The 21,822-nt window shown below is 58.8% G+C and carries 18 protein-coding genes and 1 pseudogene; 11 read left to right on the forward strand and 8 right to left on the reverse strand.

Annotated features, from left to right (window positions below; genetic code table 11):
• Positions 1-4: 4 nt before the first annotated feature.
• From AC1RMX_RS23110 to AC1RMX_RS23130, 5 genes are read right to left on the reverse strand one after another with little or no spacing between them, the layout of a single operon-like run.
• Positions 5-985 (reverse strand): ATP-grasp domain-containing protein, encoded by a 981-nt coding sequence (locus AC1RMX_RS23110; RefSeq protein ID WP_096821033.1) that lies wholly within the window; start codon positions 983-985, stop codon positions 5-7.
• Positions 986-993: 8 nt separating this feature from the next.
• Complete coding sequence (locus AC1RMX_RS23115) at positions 994-1,815, reverse strand: NAD-dependent epimerase/dehydratase family protein (RefSeq protein WP_493073102.1); 822 nt, start codon at positions 1,813-1,815, stop codon at positions 994-996.
• Between the two features lie 2 nt (positions 1,816-1,817).
• Complete coding sequence (locus AC1RMX_RS23120; protein WP_096821035.1) at positions 1,818-2,954, reverse strand: DegT/DnrJ/EryC1/StrS family aminotransferase; 1,137 nt, start codon at positions 2,952-2,954, stop codon at positions 1,818-1,820.
• Positions 2,955-2,958: 4 nt separating this feature from the next.
• Entirely contained in the window at positions 2,959-3,702 is a 744-nt protein-coding gene (locus AC1RMX_RS23125) for an ABC transporter ATP-binding protein (RefSeq protein WP_176504855.1), read from the reverse strand.
• Between the two features lie 5 nt (positions 3,703-3,707).
• A complete protein-coding gene (locus AC1RMX_RS23130; RefSeq protein ID WP_096821037.1) occupies positions 3,708-4,487 on the reverse strand; it encodes an ABC transporter permease in 780 nt (259 codons plus the stop codon).
• Between the two features lie 732 nt (positions 4,488-5,219).
• Here AC1RMX_RS23130 and AC1RMX_RS23135 point away from each other — a divergent pair.
• The 5 genes and pseudogenes from AC1RMX_RS23135 to fabF all read left to right on the forward strand — a co-directional run bounded on the left by AC1RMX_RS23135 (position 5,220) and on the right by fabF (position 11,070).
• On the forward strand, positions 5,220-6,248 hold the full coding sequence (locus tag AC1RMX_RS23135; RefSeq protein WP_096821038.1) for an MraY family glycosyltransferase: 1,029 nt from the start codon (positions 5,220-5,222) through the stop codon (positions 6,246-6,248).
• An 88-nt stretch (positions 6,249-6,336) separates the two neighbouring features.
• Positions 6,337-8,331, forward strand: coding sequence for a polysaccharide biosynthesis protein (locus tag AC1RMX_RS23140; RefSeq protein ID WP_192558653.1), 1,995 nt, complete (start codon positions 6,337-6,339; stop codon positions 8,329-8,331).
• A gap of 110 nt (positions 8,332-8,441) precedes the next feature.
• Positions 8,442-8,752: pseudogene (locus tag AC1RMX_RS23145) on the forward strand (ComEA family DNA-binding protein).
• Positions 8,753-8,968: 216 nt separating this feature from the next.
• Complete coding sequence (locus tag AC1RMX_RS23150; RefSeq protein ID WP_493073105.1) at positions 8,969-9,763, forward strand: SDR family NAD(P)-dependent oxidoreductase; 795 nt, start codon at positions 8,969-8,971, stop codon at positions 9,761-9,763.
• A gap of 32 nt (positions 9,764-9,795) precedes the next feature.
• A complete protein-coding gene (gene fabF / locus AC1RMX_RS23155; RefSeq protein ID WP_493073106.1) occupies positions 9,796-11,070 on the forward strand; it encodes a beta-ketoacyl-ACP synthase II in 1,275 nt (424 codons plus the stop codon).
• Here the strand turns inward: fabF and AC1RMX_RS23160 are convergent.
• Positions 11,067-11,624, reverse strand: a complete 558-nt coding sequence (locus AC1RMX_RS23160) for a TetR/AcrR family transcriptional regulator (RefSeq protein ID WP_192558650.1) — start codon at positions 11,622-11,624, stop codon at positions 11,067-11,069. The genes fabF and AC1RMX_RS23160 overlap by 4 nt on opposite strands.
• A gap of 175 nt (positions 11,625-11,799) precedes the next feature.
• On the opposite strand from AC1RMX_RS23160, the gene AC1RMX_RS23165 reads away from it, so the two are divergent.
• Positions 11,800-12,651, forward strand: coding sequence for an urea carboxylase-associated family protein (locus AC1RMX_RS23165; protein WP_493073107.1), 852 nt, complete (start codon positions 11,800-11,802; stop codon positions 12,649-12,651).
• Between the two features lie 46 nt (positions 12,652-12,697).
• Here the strand turns inward: AC1RMX_RS23165 and AC1RMX_RS23170 are convergent, their stop codons facing one another.
• Together AC1RMX_RS23170 and eat are read right to left on the reverse strand one after the other, a co-directional pair.
• On the reverse strand, positions 12,698-12,865 hold the full coding sequence (locus tag AC1RMX_RS23170; RefSeq protein ID WP_096821045.1) for a DUF2897 family protein: 168 nt from the start codon (positions 12,863-12,865) through the stop codon (positions 12,698-12,700).
• A 130-nt stretch (positions 12,866-12,995) separates the two neighbouring features.
• On the reverse strand, positions 12,996-14,360 hold the full coding sequence (eat, locus tag AC1RMX_RS23175) for an ethanolamine permease (protein WP_096821046.1): 1,365 nt from the start codon (positions 14,358-14,360) through the stop codon (positions 12,996-12,998).
• A 303-nt stretch (positions 14,361-14,663) separates the two neighbouring features.
• On the opposite strand from eat, the gene kdpF reads away from it, so the two are divergent.
• Genes kdpF through AC1RMX_RS23200 form a run of 5 tightly spaced genes read left to right on the forward strand, consistent with a single transcriptional unit; the run spans position 14,664 to position 21,816 of the window.
• Positions 14,664-14,753, forward strand: coding sequence for a K(+)-transporting ATPase subunit F (kdpF, locus tag AC1RMX_RS23180; protein ID WP_007899818.1), 90 nt, complete (start codon positions 14,664-14,666; stop codon positions 14,751-14,753).
• An 8-nt stretch (positions 14,754-14,761) separates the two neighbouring features.
• The gene (gene kdpA, locus AC1RMX_RS23185; RefSeq protein WP_096821047.1) at positions 14,762-16,456 is read left to right on the forward strand and encodes a potassium-transporting ATPase subunit KdpA; all 1,695 of its coding nucleotides are present in this window, start codon (positions 14,762-14,764) and stop codon (positions 16,454-16,456) included.
• 10 nt (positions 16,457-16,466) lie between these two features.
• A complete protein-coding gene (kdpB, locus tag AC1RMX_RS23190; protein ID WP_096821048.1) occupies positions 16,467-18,533 on the forward strand; it encodes a potassium-transporting ATPase subunit KdpB in 2,067 nt (688 codons plus the stop codon).
• Positions 18,534-18,590: 57 nt separating this feature from the next.
• Positions 18,591-19,136: a potassium-transporting ATPase subunit KdpC gene (gene kdpC, locus AC1RMX_RS23195; RefSeq protein WP_493073109.1), complete on the forward strand. Its 546-nt coding sequence runs from the start codon at positions 18,591-18,593 to the stop codon at positions 19,134-19,136.
• A 28-nt stretch (positions 19,137-19,164) separates the two neighbouring features.
• Positions 19,165-21,816 carry a DUF4118 domain-containing protein gene (locus AC1RMX_RS23200; RefSeq protein WP_493073110.1) on the forward strand — a complete coding sequence of 884 codons (2,652 nt, stop codon included), beginning with the start codon at positions 19,165-19,167 and terminating at the stop codon, positions 21,814-21,816.
• The last annotated feature ends 6 nt before the right edge of the window (positions 21,817-21,822 follow it).

Consider the following 21,822-nt stretch of genomic DNA (forward strand, 5'->3'; position numbering starts at 1 on the left):
CTCATTATTCGAAGTACAGCTCTTCGTAGTAGCGCAGGAATCGGCCAGACTGTGCAATCTTCCAGCCGTTGAAAGGTTCTTGTTTAACGATGTTGTATACAAAGGCTGCGCACGAGTTGTAGCCGTAGTATGCCTTGGAGGCCTCGGTTGAACTCAAACGACCATTGATTTCAAACAAAACGGGACCGGTTTCGGTCTGGATCAACTGAACGTTGAAGTGGCCAAAGTCCAAGCCTTCTTCAATCAGTGCCTTGCCGATATTATTCAGATAAGAGGAAATGCTTTCATCCAGAACGATTTCACCATAGGAGGTGGCGCCGTCCGGCGTCAGTGTTCTCTTGAAAATGATATGGTTGATTTCTTTGGTGTAACGGTCAACGTAGCAACCGCAAGTGTACTCGTTGCCTGTCAACAGTTCTTGAACCAGGAAGGAGTCAACTTTGATGTTTTCTTCCGCGATCAGCTTCTTGGCTTCAGCAAGCCCGGAAACCTTATAGATGCTGCGAGAAGAGGAGCTATGGTTCGGTTTGATTACAATCGGGCCGGAGATGTTGCCGGACTCCAGGTACTCACTCAGCGAACTGGTCTTTGGAACTCTGATGCCATGTCGCTCCAGCACGGCTGACGTGGAGACCTTGTCCATGCAGATGTCAGTGATGCTAGAGGAGAGCGTTGCGGCTCGCAGTGTTTCATCGCGATAGTTGGCTACCGCCGCCAGCTCGTGCTGGGTGCCGGAGAACACAATTTGAATGTCGTGTTCTTTTACATAGTTTCGCAGGTGGCTGTGATACTCAGGGGATGCCGCCAGAGGAAATATAGGCGTCTTGACTACAGGTGCTGAGGGCAGGGAAAAAAAGCGTCCGGCACCCAGCTCTTCACTGTTGGCGAAGTGGATGTTCAGAGGCTCGCCAAAGTCGTGAAATGCCAAGGCCTTGTAAATGCTCTGTCCCATTACAGAGCCCGCACCGGTAATCAGAATATTCATGTTCTATGTTAAACCTGTAAATTGATTTCTTCGACATAGCCAGCGAAAGCACTTTTGAAAGAGCTCCACTGAGGGGCATAGCCTGGCAGGATTGTCGGCTGCATGGTTCTGACATCAAAAGCCGACTGATCATTTTCTATGTGTTTGTTGATGACTTCCAACCCGGTCATTTCGGCTGCCAGCGCCACGATTTCAGCAATGCTGGCAGAGTCCGGGTAGCCAGTGTTCAGAACGCGTGTTGTCGATGCCAGATCAAATCCGTCTGTCGCAATCCATTTCAGTAATTGGACCAGTTCAGTGATGTGGACATACGTGCGTCTTTTGAGGCCTGCACCGTACTGAGCGAGACTACTCTTCTGACGGATGCCTTGCTCGATCGCCTTGAAGAAGTTTCCGTGTTTCTGGCCTACGCCAAAGACATCGGCAATTCTTACCGAGACAAAGGGGACTCTGATCAGATCTTCGAACAGTTTTTCGCCGAAGACCTTGGAGGCAGAGTAGTAATCGTTGCAGCGCAGCTTGTCGCCAGTGCGGCAGTTCAAGGCGTAGGGGTAGACGTTGTTGGTGGAAGCGTAGATCAAGCCACGATGTTTTTCGTTGACCTGTTCCAGTACCAGCGTGTCGATGAGGGTGTTTTCAGAAAGTGCGCTGCTTGTATTGTTCATGTTTGCTGCAAGATGAACAATCAATGAGCCAGCTGGAAGTTGAGTAAAGTCAGTCTCAACAAAATCTGGAGTCTCGAAAGACTCCAGAAATTTGCTTCCGACATATCCGGTTGATCCGGTTACCGCAATGCGGTAACCGGCTGAATATTTGCATCGGAGATTCATGGTCAGAGACCCGCTTGGACTACTTTCTTCAGCGTCTCTACGATGACCTCTACGTCATTCTTGGTAACGCCCATGTGCATCGGCAGAGAGATCAGCTCATTGCTGGCCTTGTGTGCGGCAGGGCATTTGCCGGCACCCGAGCTGTACATGCGGTATTCGGTGTTGTCGCGATAGTGCACGCCTGGGTAGATTTCGTGTTCGTTCAGAGCCATCAGGACTTCATCGCGTTTTGGTACGCGAACCTGGAACAGGTGACGAGACGATTCGCAGCCTGGCGAAACCAGAACAGGCTCGATCAGTGTTTCGCCTTCCAGGGCTTCCAGGTACCAGTCGGCCAGTTGGCGGCGATAGGCGTTGTCGCGGTCAAGGTACTTCAGCGAGACCAGGCCGATGGCGGCCATGATGGAGTTGCCGTGATATTTGAAGCCCAGCTCTTCCACGTCGTACTTCCATTTGTAGGCACCCTGGCTGGCGGTGCGTGCAAATGTGTCCTTGTTGATCCCGAGCCATGCCAGCTTGCGCGCACGTTCGTCGTCTTCCTTGTCGCGGAAGCAGATCATCCCGGAGTCGGCAGTCGCCAGGTTTTTTACGGCCTGGAAGCTGAATACGGTGACGTCTGCGTCGTGGCCAACGTGCTTGCCGTCAACGCGGGTGCCCGCCATGTGAGCGGCGTCCAGAACGACCTTGATGTCGCGATCCTTGCACAGCTTGAGCACTTTTTCGTACTGGCCGACGTTACCGCCCAGGCCTACGAAGATGATCGCCTTGGTCTTGTCGGTGATCTTGCGCTCTACATCGACCGGGTCAAGGCAGAGGTATTGGTCGACATCAGCGAAAACCGGGGTGAGTTCGGCTTGGATGATCGCGTGGTTGGTCGATACGAAGGTCAGCGCCGTAGTGATGACTTCGGCATCGTCGCCCCAGCCATACTTCGTCTTCATCATGTGGAATGCCAGGTGCAGACCAACCGTGTTGGAGCTCAGGAAATGCGCATGCGGCAGGCCTGTGTAGGTTTTCCAGGCCTCTTCCATTTCGACTGTCTTGAAGCCCAGACCGGTCCAGCCTTTTTCCAGGCATTCGCGGATGCCTTCAAGGCATTCGTCGACTCGGAAGTTTGGAACAAAAAGTTGCGTTGCCACAGTATCACCCCGCGTGATTATTCAAATATTTTTTAATAACGACATCTGGCTCACCATCTTCGACGATGCTGCCGTGATCGATCCAGATAACTCTATTGCACAGCTTGCGCAGCAAGTCGGGCTGATGGGATACGAATACCATGATGCTAGAGCTATCAATGAAATCATGCATGCGTGCCAGAGCCTTATCGATGAATTCTGCATCACCACCGGCAAAAAGTTCATCGAGAATAAGAATGTCTGGATGAACGGCAGTGGCGATAGCAAAAGCCAGGCGCATGTACATCCCTGTGGAGTAGTACTTCACAGGGGTGTCAATGAACTCGGCCAAACCCGTGAACTCAATGATCTCGGGTTCGATCTTTTTGAGCATGGACTTGCTGTAGCCGAGGATTGCGCCGTTGAGGTAGATGTTCTCACGGCCGCTCAGCTCAACGTTGAAGCCTGCTCCAATTTCCAGTAGAGGGGCAATTCGGCCATTGACCGTTACAGATCCCTCTGTTGCGCAGTAAATGCCGCAAATGGCTTTCAGCAGCGTACTTTTCCCTGCTCCGTTGTGGCCCACAATCCCGATCCGGTCGCCATGAACGACCTCGAGATTGAGGTTTTTCAGTGCGCGGAATTCCGTGTATTTGCTTTTGTTGTGGCGCTTCAGCAGCCCAGCAAAGAATTCCTTCAGCGACTGTCCTTTGTCATGGTACAGACGGAAGTTTAGATTTAGATCTTTTATCGAGATACTTGAGTTCATATCGATCACAACTTGAATACTATGTATCGATCATGCTTTTTGAATATGTATATACCCAAAAGCAAGCTGAGAATTGCCAGTGTCACAACCTTTGCATAAACATCGGGCCCGGCGAGGGAGCCTTCATAGATAGGCAGTCGGAAGATTTCGATGAACAGCGTCAGCGGGTTCAACGCAAAGATCCATCTGTAGGTGTCCGGGACGAAAGAGAGCGGGTAGATGATCGGCGTCAGGTAGTAAAGGGCTTGGAGTATCACACCCACGATGTTGGGCAGGTCACGGAACGAAACGGTCGCGATGCTCAATGCCAGTCCCAGGCCTACTGCAAAGGCAAATAGCAACAGGAAGTTGATTGGCAGGATAAAGAGCGAAGCGGTAAAAGGAGCGCCGATCGCAAGGGCGATGATGAACAGGCAGATCGTGCTGAAGATAGCGTCGACCAGCAGGCTTATCGAAGTGGAAATGACGAATATCTGTTTCGGTATGTGGATTTTCTTGATTAATGACTCGTTGGCCAGCAATGCCTGCATACCTTGGGCCAGGCAGTTCGAGAATAACGTGAAAGGTACGAGCCCCGAGAACAGGAAAATTGCAAATGTCTTAAGTGGCCATTTCATGATCATCGAAAATACGACAGAGGTCACGACCATGGTCAGTAGCGGGTTTAACAATGTCCAGAAAAAGCCGAGGGCGGTCCTTCTGTAACGCATTGTCAATTGTTGCCAAATCAACTGCTTGAGCACTAATTTGTATTGGAATAGTTCTTTAAAAAAAATGCTGAACACAATGTTTTATTCCGAGGCGAAAGGCCAGATTGCATGTTTCTCAAAAAGAGGTCGCCCTTGCATATGGACGGCCTGCCAAGTGCTTTGTTGATACCGTTGTGTTGAATGTTGCTCGGGTATCAAGAAAACATATCCATGTCCGCAAAAGAATCATGTCCCGAAAGCGTGGTGCATGATGCAGTTGAGTTTGATTGTTTCAGCCGCTTGCTGATAATCGCTTTTTCGGCTTTACACATGCTAGCACCTCCATTTCTTTCGGAATTCCGAATCAGCCTGCCTGGACCGCGCGACAGCATACCAGCATGTATCGATCGAATGAAGCCAGCCACCCATTTGCGCGGGGAGCGACGAGCGGTGAAAGCCACGCTGTGCCAGTGATTGGCCAGGTTTGGCTTGTGTACCGTCATTGGGCTGGCTGTGTGTATTCGGGCCGGTGGTCTGTGCACTTGTCCTGCGCAGCAGCCAGGCTCGATGTGCTTGATATGTGAAGGTGTGGAGGTTCTCTCGAGGGGGCATTATCCTTGGCTGTCGTTGAAGGAGCGGCTGACCGTTCACGAAGGGCAATCAGGTGCCGGTGGCACTGATCAATATCACCTGCGCTGTTGCGGGCACATGCCAAAGGAAGAGAGGGCTTCGGCGAGATCAGGTTGAAGCCTGACAGAGTATTCTCCCGGGGCTGTCTGAGCGCAGTGTTGTATCAAATTAGCCGACTTTTTCGGAGCCCGGTCGAGTATGAGTTTCTGGTGGTTTTTTATTGGCGCGGGTGTCGCATCGTTCGTGCTGACGGCCCTTTTGCGTCAATACGCACTCGCACGCAGTCTGATGGATATTCCCAATGCCCGCAGTTCGCACTCGGTTGCGACGCCGAGGGGCGGCGGCGTTTCGATTGTGATCGTGTTTCTTCTGGGGCTTTGCGTTCTGTACGGGCAATCGCTGACAAGTCTTGCCACCTTTCTCGGGATGGCGGCGGCGGGAGTCGTCATAGCAGTTATCGGGTTTATGGATGATCACGGCCACATTGCCGCTCGCTGGCGGCTTGCCGGGCATTTCTGTGCGGCAGCCTGGATGGTGTTCTGGCTCAACGGTTTCGAGACGATCAAGCTGTTCGGACTGACGATTCATCTGGGCTGGAGCGGTGCCGTCATTGCGGCGATCTATCTGGTGTGGATGCTCAACCTCTACAACTTCATGGACGGTATCGATGGCATCGCCAGTGTCGAGGCGATCAGTGCCTGCGCAGGGGCGTGTCTGCTTTACGCGCTTGATGGTCAGCCGGTGTTGATCTGGGTTCCGCTATTGTTGTCCCTGGCGGTCGCGGGTTTTCTGATCTGGAACTTTCCGCCCGCCAGAATTTTCATGGGCGATGCAGGCAGCGGTTTCCTGGGCATCATTTTAGGTGGTATTTCGCTGGCGGCTGCTAGTGTTGATTCCAGGTGGTTCTGGGTCTGGAACATTCTGCTGGGTGTTTTCATCGTTGATGCGACATTTACGCTGTTGCGCCGATTGGTGCGGGGGGACAAAGTTTATGAGGCTCATCGAAGTCATGCTTACCAGTACGCCTCTCGCCTCTACGGCAAGCATCTCCCGGTGACGCTTGGGGTCTTGTTGATCAATGTATTCTGGTTGCTGCCCGTGGCGTTTTCGGTCGTGTATTTTGATGTCGATGGCGCAGCGGCTCTGACAATTGCTTATGTGCCCCTGTTGTTGATTGCCATCAAGTATCGTGCGGGTGAGCTGGAGCGTCCCGTCCCTACAACGTAGCGCATAATACATTTGGGTCCGGCCGTCATGAATTCCCGTAAAATGCCAATATATCGTCGTCAGGGAAAGGGCCATCCGGTTGAGGTTTATGGATAAGATACGAGCGTTTTTGTTGGGGCTACCGAGGCGGCAGAAGCGCCTCATCCAGGTCGCTACGGACATTTTTCTGGTCTGGATGGCTCTGTGGCTGGCGTTCATCGTTCGTCTCGGGATTGACGACATGTACAACCCGCTGCGCATTCATTTCTGGCTTTTCGCTTGCGCTCCCGTCATCGCCGTTCCTCTTTTCATACGTTTCGGTATGTACCGTGCCGTGATGCGCTATTTCGGCAACGATGCGCTGATTGCGATCATCAAGGCTGTCAGCCTTTCTGCCCTGATCCTGGCGCTTGTGGTTTTCTGGTACAGCAATCATGAAGCTGTCGTCCCGCGCTCGATCATTTTCAACTACTGGTGGCTGAGCCTTGTGATCATCGGTGGGCTGCGCCTGTGCATGCGCCAGTACTTCATGGGTGACTGGTTCACCGCGGCGCAGCATGTACCGTTCGCCAGCCGGGATGATGGTCTGACCAAGGTGGCGATCTACGGGGCGGGTGTCGCAGGCAACCAGCTTGTCGCGGCATTGCGCATGGGGCGGGTCATGCGTCCTGTCGCGTTCATCGACGATGATTCCAGTATTGCCGACCGGTCTATCTCGGGTCTGCAGGTCTACAAGCCAAAACACATTCAACAGATGATCGATGTCACCGGGGCGCAGGAAATTCTCCTGGCGCTGCCTTCATCGACTCGGGCGCGTCGCAGGGAAATCCTCAATCTGCTGGAAGGCTTTCCGCTTCATGTGCGCAGCGTGCCTAACTTCACGGATCTGGCCAGTGGCCGGGTCAAGGTCGAGGATATCCAGGAGGTCGATATCGCCGACCTGCTGGGGCGTGATTCGGTGCCGGCTCAGCCGGACCTGCTCGAGCGCTGCATCCGGGGCAAGACCGTGATGGTCACCGGGGCGGGTGGATCGATCGGTTCGGAGTTGTGCCGGCAGATCTTTGTGTTGGGGCCGACGACCCTGTTGCTGTTCGAACACAGCGAATTCAATCTTTACAGCATTCTGTCCGAACTTGAGCAACGGGGATGCAGGGAGGCGGTGCGGGTGCGGTTGCTGCCGATCCTCGGATCGATCCGTCAGCCGGAAAAGTTGCTCGATGTGATGAAAACCTGGAAGGTCGACACCGTTTACCACGCGGCGGCCTACAAGCATGTACCGATGGTTGAACACAACATTGCCGAGGGTGTGTTGAACAACGTGATCGGCACGCTCAACACGGCGCAAGCGGCGTTGCAGTCTGGTGTTTCGAACTTTGTACTGATCTCGACCGACAAGGCAGTTCGCCCGACCAATGTGATGGGCAGTACCAAGCGTCTGGCAGAGCTGACCCTCCAGGCTCTGAGTCGGGAAGTGGCTCCGGTGCTGTTCGGCGACAAGGCTAATGTTTCCCGTGTCAACAAGACCCGCTTCACCATGGTGCGTTTTGGCAACGTGCTGGGTTCGTCCGGTTCCGTGATTCCGCTGTTTCACAGCCAGATCAAGTCCGGCGGGCCGCTGACCGTGACTCATCCGAAGATCACCCGCTACTTCATGACGATCCCGGAGGCGGCACAACTGGTGATCCAGGCAGGTTCCATGGGGCAGGGCGGTGATGTGTTCGTGCTGGATATGGGCGAGCCGGTCAGGATTGTCGAACTCGCCGAGAAAATGATTCACCTGTCGGGTTTGAGTATTCGTTCCGAGCGCAATCCTCAGGGCGACATTTCCATCGAGTTCACAGGTTTGCGCCCGGGTGAAAAGCTCTACGAAGAACTGTTGATCGGCGACAATGTTGCCGCCACGCCGCATCCTATGATCATGACGGCCAATGAGGATCACTTGCCCTGGGACGTTCTGAAGTCCCGGCTGAGAGAACTGCTCGCGGCTGTCGAAGCGGATGACTACTCCCGCGTCCGCCAGCTTCTGCGCGAAACGGTCAGCGGCTACACGCCGGACGGCGAGATAGTCGACTGGATCCACCAGCAGCGCCGCCTCGAGCCCTGATTGTTTCACATCCTGTAACGGACGTATTTTTGACTTGTCCTGATCATCGCCTAACTTTGAGGAGCAGCTTCGGAAAAGCTGCTTTCTCAATTGATGATGGAGCGTCACATATGCGTACCGGTTATTTCTACTCGCCTCGATTGCCGCCATCGCTGCGCCTGTGGCGCCGTCCGATGCGAACAAGGTCCCACTGGTGATGGATTCGTCAGCCACTTCCGACGTCCGGAAAGTTGATCTCAACGGGGCCGATGCAGCCACCCTTCAAAAGGAGCTGGCGGGTGTTGGAGAGGCCAAGGCCAAGGCAATTGTTGCATATCGTGAAACAAACGGGCCATTTGCATCCGTCGATGAGTTGCTCGAAGTGAAAGGCATCGGCAAAGCGATCCTGGATCGCAATCGCGACAAGCTGGAAGTCAACTAAGCTGATTGTTCAACGCCAAGGGGCCGGTCATTGACCGGCCCTTTTTGCATCCCGGTCCTGAAGGTCTGCGAGGGAGCAGGGTGCCTTTCCGTCGGAATATATAAAATTATGGCTATCATATTGCGCTGAGATTATGCCTATAATAATTTCGCTCGCCACGGAAGCTTTCCTGCTTTCAGAGGCTGCTCATTCCTCACGCATTCCAGGAGTATCGTCATGAATTCCCCGAAATCCCAAGGTACGGCGCTTGTCACTGGCGCTTCTTCCGGCATTGGTGCGGTGTATGCCGAGCGGTTGGCGGCACGTGGTTTTGATCTGTTGCTGGTGGCTCGCGATCAGGAACGCCTGGAGTCTGCGGCTGGCAAGCTGCGGGGGGATTACGGTGTCCAGGTCGAAGTGTTGAAGGCCGATCTGACGCAAAAGGAGGAAGTGCTCAAGCTTGAGCAGCGCCTGCGCAGCGATTCCAGCATCAGCCTGCTGGTGAACAATGCAGGGGTGGCGGTCAATGGATTGCTGGCCAATGCCGATCCCGAGGTGCTGGAACAACTGATTCAATTGAACGTCACCGCACTGACCCGATTGGCAGCCGCCGCAGCCGCTGCGTTTACCAAGGCCGGGCATGGCACGATCATCAATATCGCGTCAGTGGTCGCCTTGTTCCCCGAACGTTTCAATGCCACCTACAGTGCCAGCAAGGCCTACGTGTTGAGCCTTACTCAATCGCTCAATACGGAACTCGAAGGCACGGGCGTCAAGGTACAAGCGGTATTGCCGGGTGTGACCCGCACTGAAATCTGGGAGCGTTCCGGTTTTGATGCCAGCGGTATTCCGGCGGAGATGGTCATGGAGGCGGGCGAGATGGTGGATGCTGCGCTGTCGGGGCTGGATCAGGGTGAGCTCGTCACCATTCCTTCGCTGCCCGATGCCGCAGAGTGGCAAGCCTTCGTTGCCGCACGTCATGTGATGGCGCCCAACCTGTCCCACAGTTCGGCGGCCAGCCGTTACAAGTAAAAAACTTTAGAGTCGTGAGAGGTCAACCCGATATGGATCAGCGTCGAATAGTTGTCACGGGTATGGGCCTGGTATCGCCCTTGGGCAGTGGTGTCGACGTCGTCTGGCAGCGTCTGCTTGCCGGGCGCTCGGGCTTGCGCCAGTTGCCGGAAACGGTGGTTGCCGATCTGCCGGCCCGGGTCGGTGGTGTGGTGCCGACGATGGAAGAGGACGCCGAAGCCGGTTTCGATCCGGATCGGGCGACGCCGCCCAAAGAACAGAAGAAGATGGACCGTTTCATTCTGTTCGCCATGGAGGCTGCCCGTCAGGCGCTGGAGCAAGCTGGATGGCAACCTTCGGACGCCAATGCTCAGGAACGCACGGCCACCATCATCGGTTCGGGTGTCGGTGGCTTCGGTGCGATTGCCGATGCCGTGCGTACCACCGACAGCCGTGGGCCACGGCGTTTGTCACCGTTCACCATTCCGTCGTTTCTGGTCAACCTCGCGGCAGGCCATGTCTCGATTCAGCACGGGCTCAAAGGTCCGATTGGCGCACCGGTCACCGCGTGTGCCGCGGGTGTCCAGGCGATCGGTGACGCCGCTCGGCTGATTCGCGCCGGTGAGGCCGATATTGCGGTGTGCGGCGGTGCAGAAGCGTCTATCGATCGAGTCAGCCTTGCCGGTTTTGCAGCGGCGCGGGCGTTGTCCAGCGGCTACAACGAAACGCCCGAACGAGCCTCGCGGCCGTTCGACAGTGGCCGGGACGGTTTTGTGATGGGTGAAGGCGCAGGGCTGCTGGTGATCGAATCGCTGGATCACGCATTGGCACGCGGTGCCAGGCCACTGGCCGAACTGGTCGGCTACGGCACCAGCGCCGACGCCTATCATCTGACCGCCGGGCCGGAAGACGGCAGCGGAGCTCGACGAGCCATGACGTTGGCGCTGGCTCAGGCCGGTATCGCGCCGGACCAGGTGCAGCATCTGAATGCACATGCGACCTCGACGCCGGTTGGCGACCTGGGTGAACTGGCTGCAATCAAGTCGGTGTTTGGAACGCAGAACAAAATCGCCGTGACCTCGACCAAGTCCGCCACCGGGCATTTGCTGGGTGCTGCCGGCGGCCTTGAGGCGATCTTCACGCTGCTGGCTATCCGCGACCAGGTCGTTCCGCCGACCCTCAACCTGGACAATCCCGATCCGGCCAGCGAAGGCGTGGACATTGTCCACGGTCAGGCGCGGTCGATGCCGATCGAGTACGCGCTGTCCAACGGGTTCGGATTCGGTGGGGTCAATGCGAGCGTGTTGTTCAAGCGTTGGCGGGATTAGTCTTCGGAGCGCTTGAGGTGTTCGCGGGTGACGTCGAGGATCTGTTGCGCCAATCCGGCATCCGCGACGCTGCGTGAGAGCAGGAGCGCGCCCGCCAGTGTGGCCATGATGACGATGCTGCGTGCGGCCGCGTCCTCGCCTTCGAGGGTGTTCTGGATCTGATCCAGACGCGCTTTCAGCACGGCGTCGCTGGTCGGGCTCGGTTGGCCGCGCAATCCCAGTTCCGAAGAAATGGTCAGCAGCGGGCAGCCTTCATGAGGCGAGGTCTGGTGCCACTCGGACAGGTACGTATCGATGAAGGCTTCCAGCGGTTTTTCCTGGGCGAACAGTTCCTCGCACAAGCCTGCGACCTGATCGCCGGCGGCTTGCAGGGCTTTTTCGACCAGGTCGTCCTTGGATTTGAAATGCGAATAAAAGCCGCCGTGGGTCAGGCCCAGCGCTTTCATCAACGGTTGCAGTCCGGTCGCGCCGATGCCGTCCTTGCGAAACCGTTCGGACGCTTCCTTGATGATGCGCTGATGGGTCTGGGCTTTATGATCTTGCGAGTAACGCATTTAAACTCTCCGCAACAAGAGCACCATCTTAACCAATGAGAATTGAATGGTGACTGTACTTCTACTTCTAAAAAGCCTGCCGATGAATCCAACATGTTCGTAACAGCCATCAACGGTTGGCACGGATAGTGGTTGCAGCTCACAAAGTTGCCATCACCGAAGGAGCAGGAGAACCATGTACAAAGACTATCCGGCCGCCTATCAAGTCAGTAAAGGCTCGGCCTTGCAGGTCAATGCGCCGTTTTACGAGCGGATTCGCGACCAGAAGGGGGCGCGGACCCTGATCGAGCAATTCGAAGTGCCGATCCGCACCGGCCGCGCCTGGCATGTTCCGGCGGGGCATGTGTTTCGTGTCACCACACCGGTGGGGCCGCAGGTGGGCGACTTCAATGTGTGGAATGCCCACGATCCGCGCGAACGGATGTGGGCGGCCCGGACCCGGCAACTGCAGGGCGCGCATGTCAGCACCCACGATCGCCTCTGGTCGAACCTGCCTTTTCTGCGGCCAATGGTCACCATCACCGATGACAGCCTGGCCGGTTATGGCATCGACGAGCACGGCGGGCGCCTGCACGATTTGCTCGGTACGCGCTGCGATCCCTATGTGAACAAAATGCTCACCGGCGAAGACTTTCATCATCACTGCCACTCCAACCTGACCCGCGCCGTGCTACCGCACGGTCTGACCGAGTTCGACGTGCATGACGTGCTCAATATCTTCCAGTGCACGGGCCTTAACCACGATGACCTGTACTTCATGAAAGCCTGTCCGGCGCAGAAGGGTGACTATCTGGAGTTCTTTGCGGAAATCGACTTGCTGTGTGCGTTATCGACCTGTCCTGGCGGTGATCTGTCGCTGGCGATGTGGGGGCCGGATGCGCAGGATCCGCTGAGTGTGTGCCGTCCGCTGGGTGTGGAAATCTATCGCCTGGAGGATTCGCTGCTCGAAGGCTGGAGCCAGCCAGAACGTGCGGCGTACAAAGGCCTGCATGGCTTGCGCATTGCCAAGGCTGACTGGGAAAAGTAACCGCAATAGAAAAACAAACCCCGCCGATTCAGGCGGGGTTTTTCGTTCAGCGGTCCTGCGCGTCCTTGACGTCCGCTTCGGCATTGCGCTCAGCAACGCGTTGACGTTGTTCTTCGGTCAGTTCGACCTTGTTGGCGGTGTCGCGCAGCATCATCAGACCCCCCACGATCGAGCCGATTGCAACGACCAGAATCAACCAGGCATACCAGGGCATAGCGGCTCTCCTTAATGGCAGGTCGCCGGGCGAGGATTTCGCCGGGCGATGCTGCTTACCACGTTTGAGCGATGGAAAATCGCAGTGGTTCCATTCTAGGCCGGTTATGCCCGGTACACCCGCACAGCTTCTATTGACCGGTCAGCATCGCATCGGCCGGCGCGTTCGCGCGCAACTGGCCAGTGAGCAGGAAATAGCCGAATCCGACCGCCATGAAACCGAGGAAGATCAGTCCGATCAGTGCGTTGAACCAGGCCATCGCCACCAGGCACACCACCGCCAGCACCAGCGCGATGAACGGGATCAGCGGGTAGCACGGCGCACGGAAAGTCCGCTCCAGATTCGGTTCGGTTTTGCGCAGCTTGAACAGACTGAGCATGCTCATGATGTACATCACGATGGCGCCGAACACGGCCATGGTGATCATTGCGGCAGTGAGGGTCATGCCGCCGAGGTTGATCAGGCCGTCGCTGTAAATGGCGGCAATGCCGATGATTCCGCCGGCGATGATCGCCCGGTGCGGCGTCTGGAAACGCGACAGCTTCGCCAGCGAGGCTGGCAGGTAACCGGCGCGGGCGAGGGCGAAAAACTGCCGCGAGTAACCAAGAATGATCCCGTGGAAACTTGCCACCAGACCGAACAGGCCGATCCACACCAGCATGTGCAACCAGCCGGAATTGTCGCCGACCACTGCTTTCATCGCCTGCGGCAACGGGTCGTTGATGTTCGACAGGGTGCGCCAGTCGCCGACGCCGCCAGCAAAGAACATCACGCCCATCGCCAGCAGCACCAGGGTCAGAATGCCGCTGATGTAGGCCTTGGGAATCGTGCGTTTCGGATCCTTGGCCTCTTCGGCCGCCATGGCCGCGCCTTCGATGGCGAGGAAGAACCAGATCGCAAACGGAATCGCCGCGAACATCCCGGCAATCGCCGGTGCTCCGAACATGTCCGAGCCGGCCCAGCCATTGAGCGCGAAGTTGCTGAAGCTGAAGGCCGGTGCAACCACGCCCATAAACACCAGCAACTCGGCGACGGCCAGCACGCAGACGATCAACTCGAAGGTCGCTGCCAGTTTCACACCGAGGATGTTCAGCCCCATGAAGACGATGTACGCGCCGACCGCCGCGTGTTTCGGATCGAGGGCCGGAAACTGCACGTTCAGATAGGCACCGATTGCCAACGCAATCGCGGGCGGGGCGAAGACGAATTCGATCAGCGTCGCCAGGCCTGCGATCAATCCACCTTTTTCACCGAACGCCCGGCGACTGTAGGCGAACGGCCCGCCCGCGTGAGGAATCGCCGTGGTCAGTTCGGTGAAGCTGAAAATGAAGCAGGTGTACATGGTCGCGACCATGAATGACGTCACCAGAAAACCCAGTGTCCCCGCGACGCCCCAGCCGTAACTCCAGCCGAAGTACTCCCCGGAAATCACCAGCCCCACCGCGATACCCCACAGATGCAACGTGCCCAGCGTGGGTTTGAGTTGTGTGTTCATGCCTTTGCTCCCTGAACGGTTTGGAAAGCTCGGGGGAGGGCGTGTGCAGTGGGCGTGCCATTTTGTATTGGCGGGTCGTAATGCGTTGAAAGCTGTCGTATCGGGGATGTTCGCCACTCGATAGCGCACATTTCTGTGCGCCAGTCAGGTGCACCGCCCACCGGATACCGTCGTAAAGAAGGCATAAACCCACTCTTTACGCTTTCTTTATGTCCCGCACGCACCCTCGGTCTCGTTCCTTTACAGCCTCCTTTCCGACAATGCCTCCACACGCGGCAATACGCCGTAACACGGAGATCTTCCATGAGCGTTCTGGACGGGGTGTCCCTGCTGCTGGCAGTGGGGCTGTTCATTTATCTGTTGGTTGCGCTGTTGCGCGCGGACCGGAACTAGGAGCGGCTATGCACAGTTATGACTATTGGCAGATCCTCGCGTTTTTCGCGTTGGTGTTGCTGCCGGCGCCGTTCCTCGGGCGCTTCTACTACAAGGTAATGGAAGGTCAGCGCACTTGGCTGACGCCGATTCTCGGCCCGGTCGAGCGCGGCTGTTATCGCGTGGCCGGGGTCAATCCGCAGGACGAACAGAGCTGGCAGAAGTACACGCTGGCGCTGCTGGCGTTCAACCTCGCGGGTTTCCTGCTGCTGTTCGCGATCCTGTTGTTCCAGGATCACTTGCCGCTGAACCCGCAAAACCTGCCGGGCCAGGAGTGGACGCAAGCGTTCAACACCGCCGTCAGTTTCATGACCAACACCAACTGGCAGTCCTACAGCGGTGAAGCGACCCTCAGCTACCTGAGCCAGATGGTCGGTCTCACCGTGCAGAACTTCGTCAGCGCCGCCACCGGCCTCGCGGTACTGGTTGCGCTGTGCCGTGGCATCGGTCGCAAATCCACCAAGACCCTGGGCAACTTCTGGGCCGACATGACCCGCGCCACCCTCTACGGCCTGCTGCCGCTGTGCCTGCTGCTGGCGCTGTACCTGGTGTGGCAGGGCGTGCCACAGACCTTCGCGCAATATGTGAATGCGGTGACGATGCAAGGCGTCGATCAAGTGATCCCGCTGGGCCCGGCGGCCAGCCAGATTGCAATCAAGCAACTGGGCACCAACGGCGGTGGTTTCTTCGGGGTCAACTCCGCGCATCCGTTCGAAAACCCGACCGCGTGGAGCAACCTGTTTGAAGTCACCTCGATCATCCTGATCCCGGTCGCGCTGGTGTTCACCTTCGGCCATTACGTGAAGGACCTGCGTCAGAGCCGCGCCATCATCGGTTGCATGCTCGCGCTGTTCCTGATCGGCGGCGCCACTTCGCTGTGGGCCGAGTATCAGCCGAACCCTGCGCTGAACAACGTGGCCGTCGAACAGACCGCGCCGCTGGAAGGCAAGGAATCGCGCTTCGGCACCACCGCCACCGTGCTGTGGTCGGTGACCACCACCGCGGCCTCGAACGGATCGGTCAACGGCATGCATGACAGCCTCAACCCGCTTAGCGGCATGGTCGCGCTGGTCAACATGATGGTCGGCGAGGTGATCTTCGGCGGTGTCGGTGCCGGGCTCTACGGCATGTTGCTGAACGTGCTGATCGCGGTATTCCTCGCCGGCCTGATGATCGGCCGCACCCCGGAATACCTCGGCAAGAAACTCCAGGCCCGCGAAGTGCAACTGCTGGTCGTGACCTTGCTGGTGATGCCGGTCGGCGTGCTGGTGCTGGGCGCGATTGCCGCTGCACTGCCTGGCCCGGCGGCGACCATCAGCAACCCTGGCCCCCATGGTTTCAGCCAGTTGCTGTACGCCTACACCTCGGCCAGCGCCAACAACGGTTCGGCGTTCGGTGGCCTGAGTGCCAACACACCGTTCCATAACCTGATGCTGGGTCTGGGCATGTTGATCGGTCGCTTCGGTTACATCCTCCCGGTACTGGCCCTGGCCGGCAGCCTGGCGATGAAGAAAACCGCACCGATCGGCCAGAACAGCTTCCCGACCCACGGCCCGCTGTTCGTGACCCTGTTGACCGTGACCATTTTGCTGGTGGGCGGCCTGACCTTCTTGCCGACCCTGGCGCTCGGCCCGATTGCCGAACACCTGAGCATGGGCTTCTAAGGAATCCATCATGAATATGCATGTTCCAGCTTCAAAACCTGCGGTAGCTGCCAAGTCGGCAGAAGCGCCCAAAACCGCGATCAGCGCCCTGTGGCGTCCGGCGCTGGTGCAAGCGTTCGTCAAGCTCGACCCGCGCCAACTGGTGCGCTCGCCAGTGATGCTGGTGGTCGAACTGACGGCGATCTTCACTACCGTGTTGTGCTTCATTCCGGACAACGTCGTGCCGACCTTCGTAGCGGCGCAAATTGCTCTGTGGCTGTGGTTCACCGTGCTGTTCGCCAACTTCGCCGAAGCGCTGGCCGAAGGTCGTGGCAAGGCCCGCGCCGATAGCCTCAAGGCTGGCAGCGAAGGCCTGAGCGCCCGTCGCAAACTGGCCAACGGCAGCTTCCAGGTAGTGCCGGCCGCCAGCCTGCGCAAGGGCGATGTGGTGCGCGTCGAGGCCGGGGAAATGATCCCCGGTGACGGCGAGGTCATCGAAGGCATCGCGGCGGTCAACGAAGCCGCGATTACCGGTGAATCGGCGCCAGTGATCCGCGAGTCCGGTGGCGACCGTTCCGCCGTCACCGGCAACACGCGTCTGGTGTCTGACTGGCTGATGGTGAAAATCACCGCTAACCCTGGTGAGTCGACTCTGGATCGCATGATCGCGCTGGTTGAAGGCGCCAAACGCCAGAAGACCCCGAACGAAGTGGCGCTGGACATCCTGCTGATCGGCCTGACCCTGATCTTCCTGCTGGTGGTCGTGACCCTGCAACCGTTCGCCCACTTCGCCAACGGCAGCCTGCCGCTGGTGTTCCTGGTGGCGCTGTTGGTCACGCTGATTCCGACCACCATCGGCGGTCTGCTGTCGGCGATCGGTATCGCCGGGATGGATCGTCTGGTGCGCCTGAACGTGATTGCCAAGTCCGGTCGTGCAGTGGAAGCGGCGGGTGACGTGCACGTGTTGCTGCTGGACAAGACCGGCACCATCACCTTCGGCAACCGTCGTTGCAGCGCGGTGTATGCGGCTCCCGGCGTAAGCGGCCGCGAGTTGGCCGAAGGCGCGCTGTTTGCTTCGCTCGCCGACGAAACCGCCGAAGGCAAGTCCATCGTCGAGTACCTGCGTGGCCTGCATCCGCAAGCGGAACCTGCGCTGGAGGTGTTGACTGCGGTGCCGTTCAGCGCAGAAACCCGCTTGTCCGGTGTCGACTATCAGGGCCGCGTATTCCGCAAAGGTGCAGTGGATTCGTTGCTGGGGTTCATCGGTCAACAACGTTCTGATCTGGCCCCGAGCCTGTCCCGTGAAATCGACAAGATCGCCCAGAGCGGTGGCACGCCGTTGCTGGTCTGCGCCGACGGCAAACTGCTCGGTGCGATTCATCTGAAAGACGTGGTCAAGCCAGGTATCCGCGAGCGTTTCGCCGAGCTGCGCAAACTGGGGATTCGCACGGTGATGGTCACCGGCGACAACCCTCTGACCGCTGCCGCGATTGCCGCTGAAGCAGGCGTCGACGACGTGCTGGCCGAAGCGACACCGGAGAAAAAACTGGCGCGCATCCGTCACGAGCAGAACGACGGTCGCCTGGTCGCGATGTGCGGCGACGGCGCCAACGATGCCCCGGCGCTGGCCCAGGCTGACGTCGGCATGGCGATGAACGACGGCACTCAGGCGGCGCGCGAAGCGGCCAACATGGTCGACCTCGACAGCGATCCGACCAAGCTGCTGGACGTGGTGCAGATCGGCAAGGAATTGCTGGTGACCCGTGGTGCGCTGACGACCTTTTCCATCGCCAACGACGTGGCCAAGTACTTCGCGATCCTTCCGGCGCTGTTCGCCGCGATCTACCCGCAACTGGGCGTGCTGAACATCATGCACTTGAGCAGTCCGCAGAGCGCGATCCTGTCGGCCATCGTCTTTAACGCCCTGATCATCGTCGTGCTGATTCCGCTGGCCCTGCGCGGCGTGCGGGTGCAGGCCGCGAGTGCGGCGGCGCTGTTGCGACGCAACCTGCTGATCTATGGCCTGGGCGGGATTCTGGTGCCGTTCGTGGGGATCAAGGCGATCGACATGCTGTTGACGGCGTTGCATCTGGTTTGAACCTGAACAGCGGTGTGCCGGGCACACCGCTTCAAGCACGAATTCGAGGAGTCTGAAATGTCCACAATGATCCGTCCGGCCCTGAGCCTGCTGGTGCTGATGACCCTGGTCACCGGCGTTGCCTATCCACTGGTGGTGACTGGCGTTGCGCAGGTCGCGTTCCCCGAGCAGGCCAACGGCAGTCTGGTGCACGACGCCGAAGGCAAGGTACGCGGCTCATCACTGATCGCTCAGGATTTTGTCGGCGATGCCTGGTTCCATCCACGTCCTTCGGCCGGTGCCTTTGCCACCGTTTCGAGCAGCGCGAGTAACCTGGCGCCGAGCAATCCGGCGTTGGCCACCCGGGTGAACGATGACGCCAACAAGTTGCAGGTGCCCGGTCAGGGCCCGGTGCCATTGGCGCTGTTGACCACGTCCGGCAGCGGTCTCGATCCGCACTTGCCACCGGCCGCGATTGCCTATCAACTGGCGCGTGTTGCGGCAGCGCGCAATGTGCCGGTGGCGACTCTGCAGCAGTTGCTGGACGCACACATCGAACAGCCGCTGGTGGGCCCGCCGGTGGTGAATGTGCTGGCGCTGAACATGGCGCTGGAAAAGCTGTAATGAATCAATCAGGAAGAGACCTTCAAGCATGAGTGACTCCGGCCGCGCCGATGCGCTGTTAGCAGACCTGCCCCGCGACGGCCGTGGCCGGCTCAAGGTTTTTCTCGGCGCCGCGCCGGGCGTGGGCAAGACCTACGCGATGTTGCAGGCGGCTCACAGCCAGTTGCGTCAGGGCGTGAAAGTCATCGCCGGCGTGGTCGAAACCCACGGCCGCGCCGAAACCGAAGCGCTGCTCGGCGGCTTGCCGCAACTGCCGCTTGTGCGTTCGGAATACCGTGGCGTGACGCTGGAGGAAATGGACCTCGACGGCCTGCTCGCAGCAAAACCGAAACTGGTGCTGGTCGATGAACTGGCCCACAGCAACGCCCCCGGCAGCCGTCACGCCAAACGCTGGCAGGACATTCAGGAATTGCTCGCCGCCGGCATCGACGTCTACACCACGGTCAACGTCCAGCACCTGGAAAGCCTCAACGATCAGGTGCGCGGCATCACCGGTGTGCAGGTGCGCGAAACCCTGCCGGACTGGGTGTTGCAGGAAGCCTACGAACTGCTGCTGATCGACCTGCCGCCTCGGGAGCTGCTCGAGCGCTTGCGCGAGGGCAAGGTCTATGTGCCGGAGCAGGCACGGGCCGCCATCGATGCGTTTTTCACCCAGACCAACCTCACCGCACTGCGTGAACTGGCGATGCAGACCGCCGCGGCGCAGGTCGATAACGATCTTGCCCAGGGCTATCGCCAGCTCGGCCAGGCTGCGCCGGCGGTGCGCGGACGTTTGCTGGTCGGGGTCGACGGCAATGCCGATGCCGAACGGCTGGTGCGTCATGCCAGTCGGGTCGCCCAGCGTCGGCATTTGCCGTGGAGTCTGGTGCACGTCGATAACGGCAGCGTGCGCGATGAACAAACACGCCTGCGCCTGCAAAGCGCCCAGCAACTGGCCGAGCGGCTTGGCGGCGAAGTGGTGTTGTTGCGGGCCGGCGAAGTGGCGAAGACCTTGATCCAGCACGCCACCGAGCGCCGGGCAAGTCTGGTGCTGGTCGGCCAGTCGCGGCCGAGTCTGCGTCGGCGTTTGTTTGGCGGTGGTCTGGCGGCGCGTTTGTTGCGTCAGTCCCACGGTCTGGAAATCAACGTGCTGGACAGCGATCACAAACAACATTCGGCACGCCTGCGGACGGCGCCGGCTCTGGTGTGGTTCGACTATGTGCTGGCGCTGGTGGCGACCATTCTGGCCAGTGCGCTGGCGTGGGCGGTGTCCAGCGTATTGCCGTTGCCGAACATCTCGCTGGTGTTCCTCGCCGCAGTATTGCTGGTGGCGGTGCGCAGCAGCCTTGGGCCGTCGCTGGCCTGTGCGGCACTGTCGTTTCTGACCTATGACTTTCTGTTCATCCCGCCGAATTTTTCCTTCGCTATCCAGCGCGAAGAAGACGTACTGACCTTGCTGTTCTTCCTGCTGATGGCGGCGCTCACCGGTAACCTGGCGGCGCGTCAGCGTCGGCAATTGCAGGCGTTGCGTGACACCCAGGAAGAGACCACCGAGCTGCTCGACCTGTCGCGCAAACTCACTGCCGCCACCGATCGTCAGGCCGTGGTCAGCGCCGCCGCCCAGCACCTCAATGGCTGGAGCGATCTGCAATTGTGCCTGCTCAATCGCGATGGCCAGGGCGGCTGGAAAGTCGAGACCGGCGGGCCGTTGCAATTCACCGAAGCGGAACGCGCCGCCGCCGACTGGGCCTGGCAACACGATCAACCGGCGGGCATGGGCACCGGCACGCTGCCATTCGGGCGTTGGTGGTGGTGGCCGCTGTCGGTGGAGGACGGGCCGCTGGCGCTGCTCGGTGTGTGTGCCAAAGAAGGCCAGACCTTGAGCGGGCAACGCCGCCGCTTGTTGACCGCGCTGAGCCAGCCGTTGGCCCAGGCATTGGCCCGGGCGCAACTGGCCGATGACCTGGAAGCCGCGCGTCTGCACGGCGAAACCGAACAATTGCGCAGTGCCTTGCTGGCCTCGGTGTCACACGATCTGCGCACGCCGCTGACGTCGATGCGCGGCAGTATCGACAGCCTGCTGGCCCTCGGCGAAGCGATCCCGCTGGAGGATCGCCGCGAGTTGCTCGAAGGCACTCGCGATGAAGCCGAGCGTCTCGACCGTTACATTCAGAACCTGCTGGACATGACTCGCCTCGGTCACGGTGCCCTGAAACTGGCGCGGGACTGGGTGTCGCCAGCGGATATCGTCGGCAGCGCGCTCAATCGTCTGCGGGCGGTGCTGTCATCGTTGCAAGTGAGCACGGATGTGCCGGCCGAGTTGCCGCTGCTGTTCGTCCATGCCGCGTTGATCGAACAGGCGCTGGTCAACGTGCTGGAAAACGCCGCGCGGTTTTCGCCGTCCCACGGCCGTCTGCAATTGCGTGCCGGGGCGGATGACAGCGAAGTGTTTTTCTCGGTCAGCGATGAAGGGCCGGGGATTCCGGTCGATGAACGAGCGAAGATTTTCGACATGTTCTACACCGCCGCCCGGGGGGATCGTGGCGGGCAGGGCACCGGCCTGGGGCTGGCGATCTGTCAGGGCATGGTCGGCGCCCATGGCGGGCGGATCAGTGTCGGCGACGGTATCGACGGACACGGCACCTGCATCACCCTGCACTTGCCTTTGCAGGCGCAACCGGGGATGGACGGTGAAGCCTGATCCGCG

Source organism: Pseudomonas sp. GW822-FHT03F04 (genome assembly GCF_058801405.1).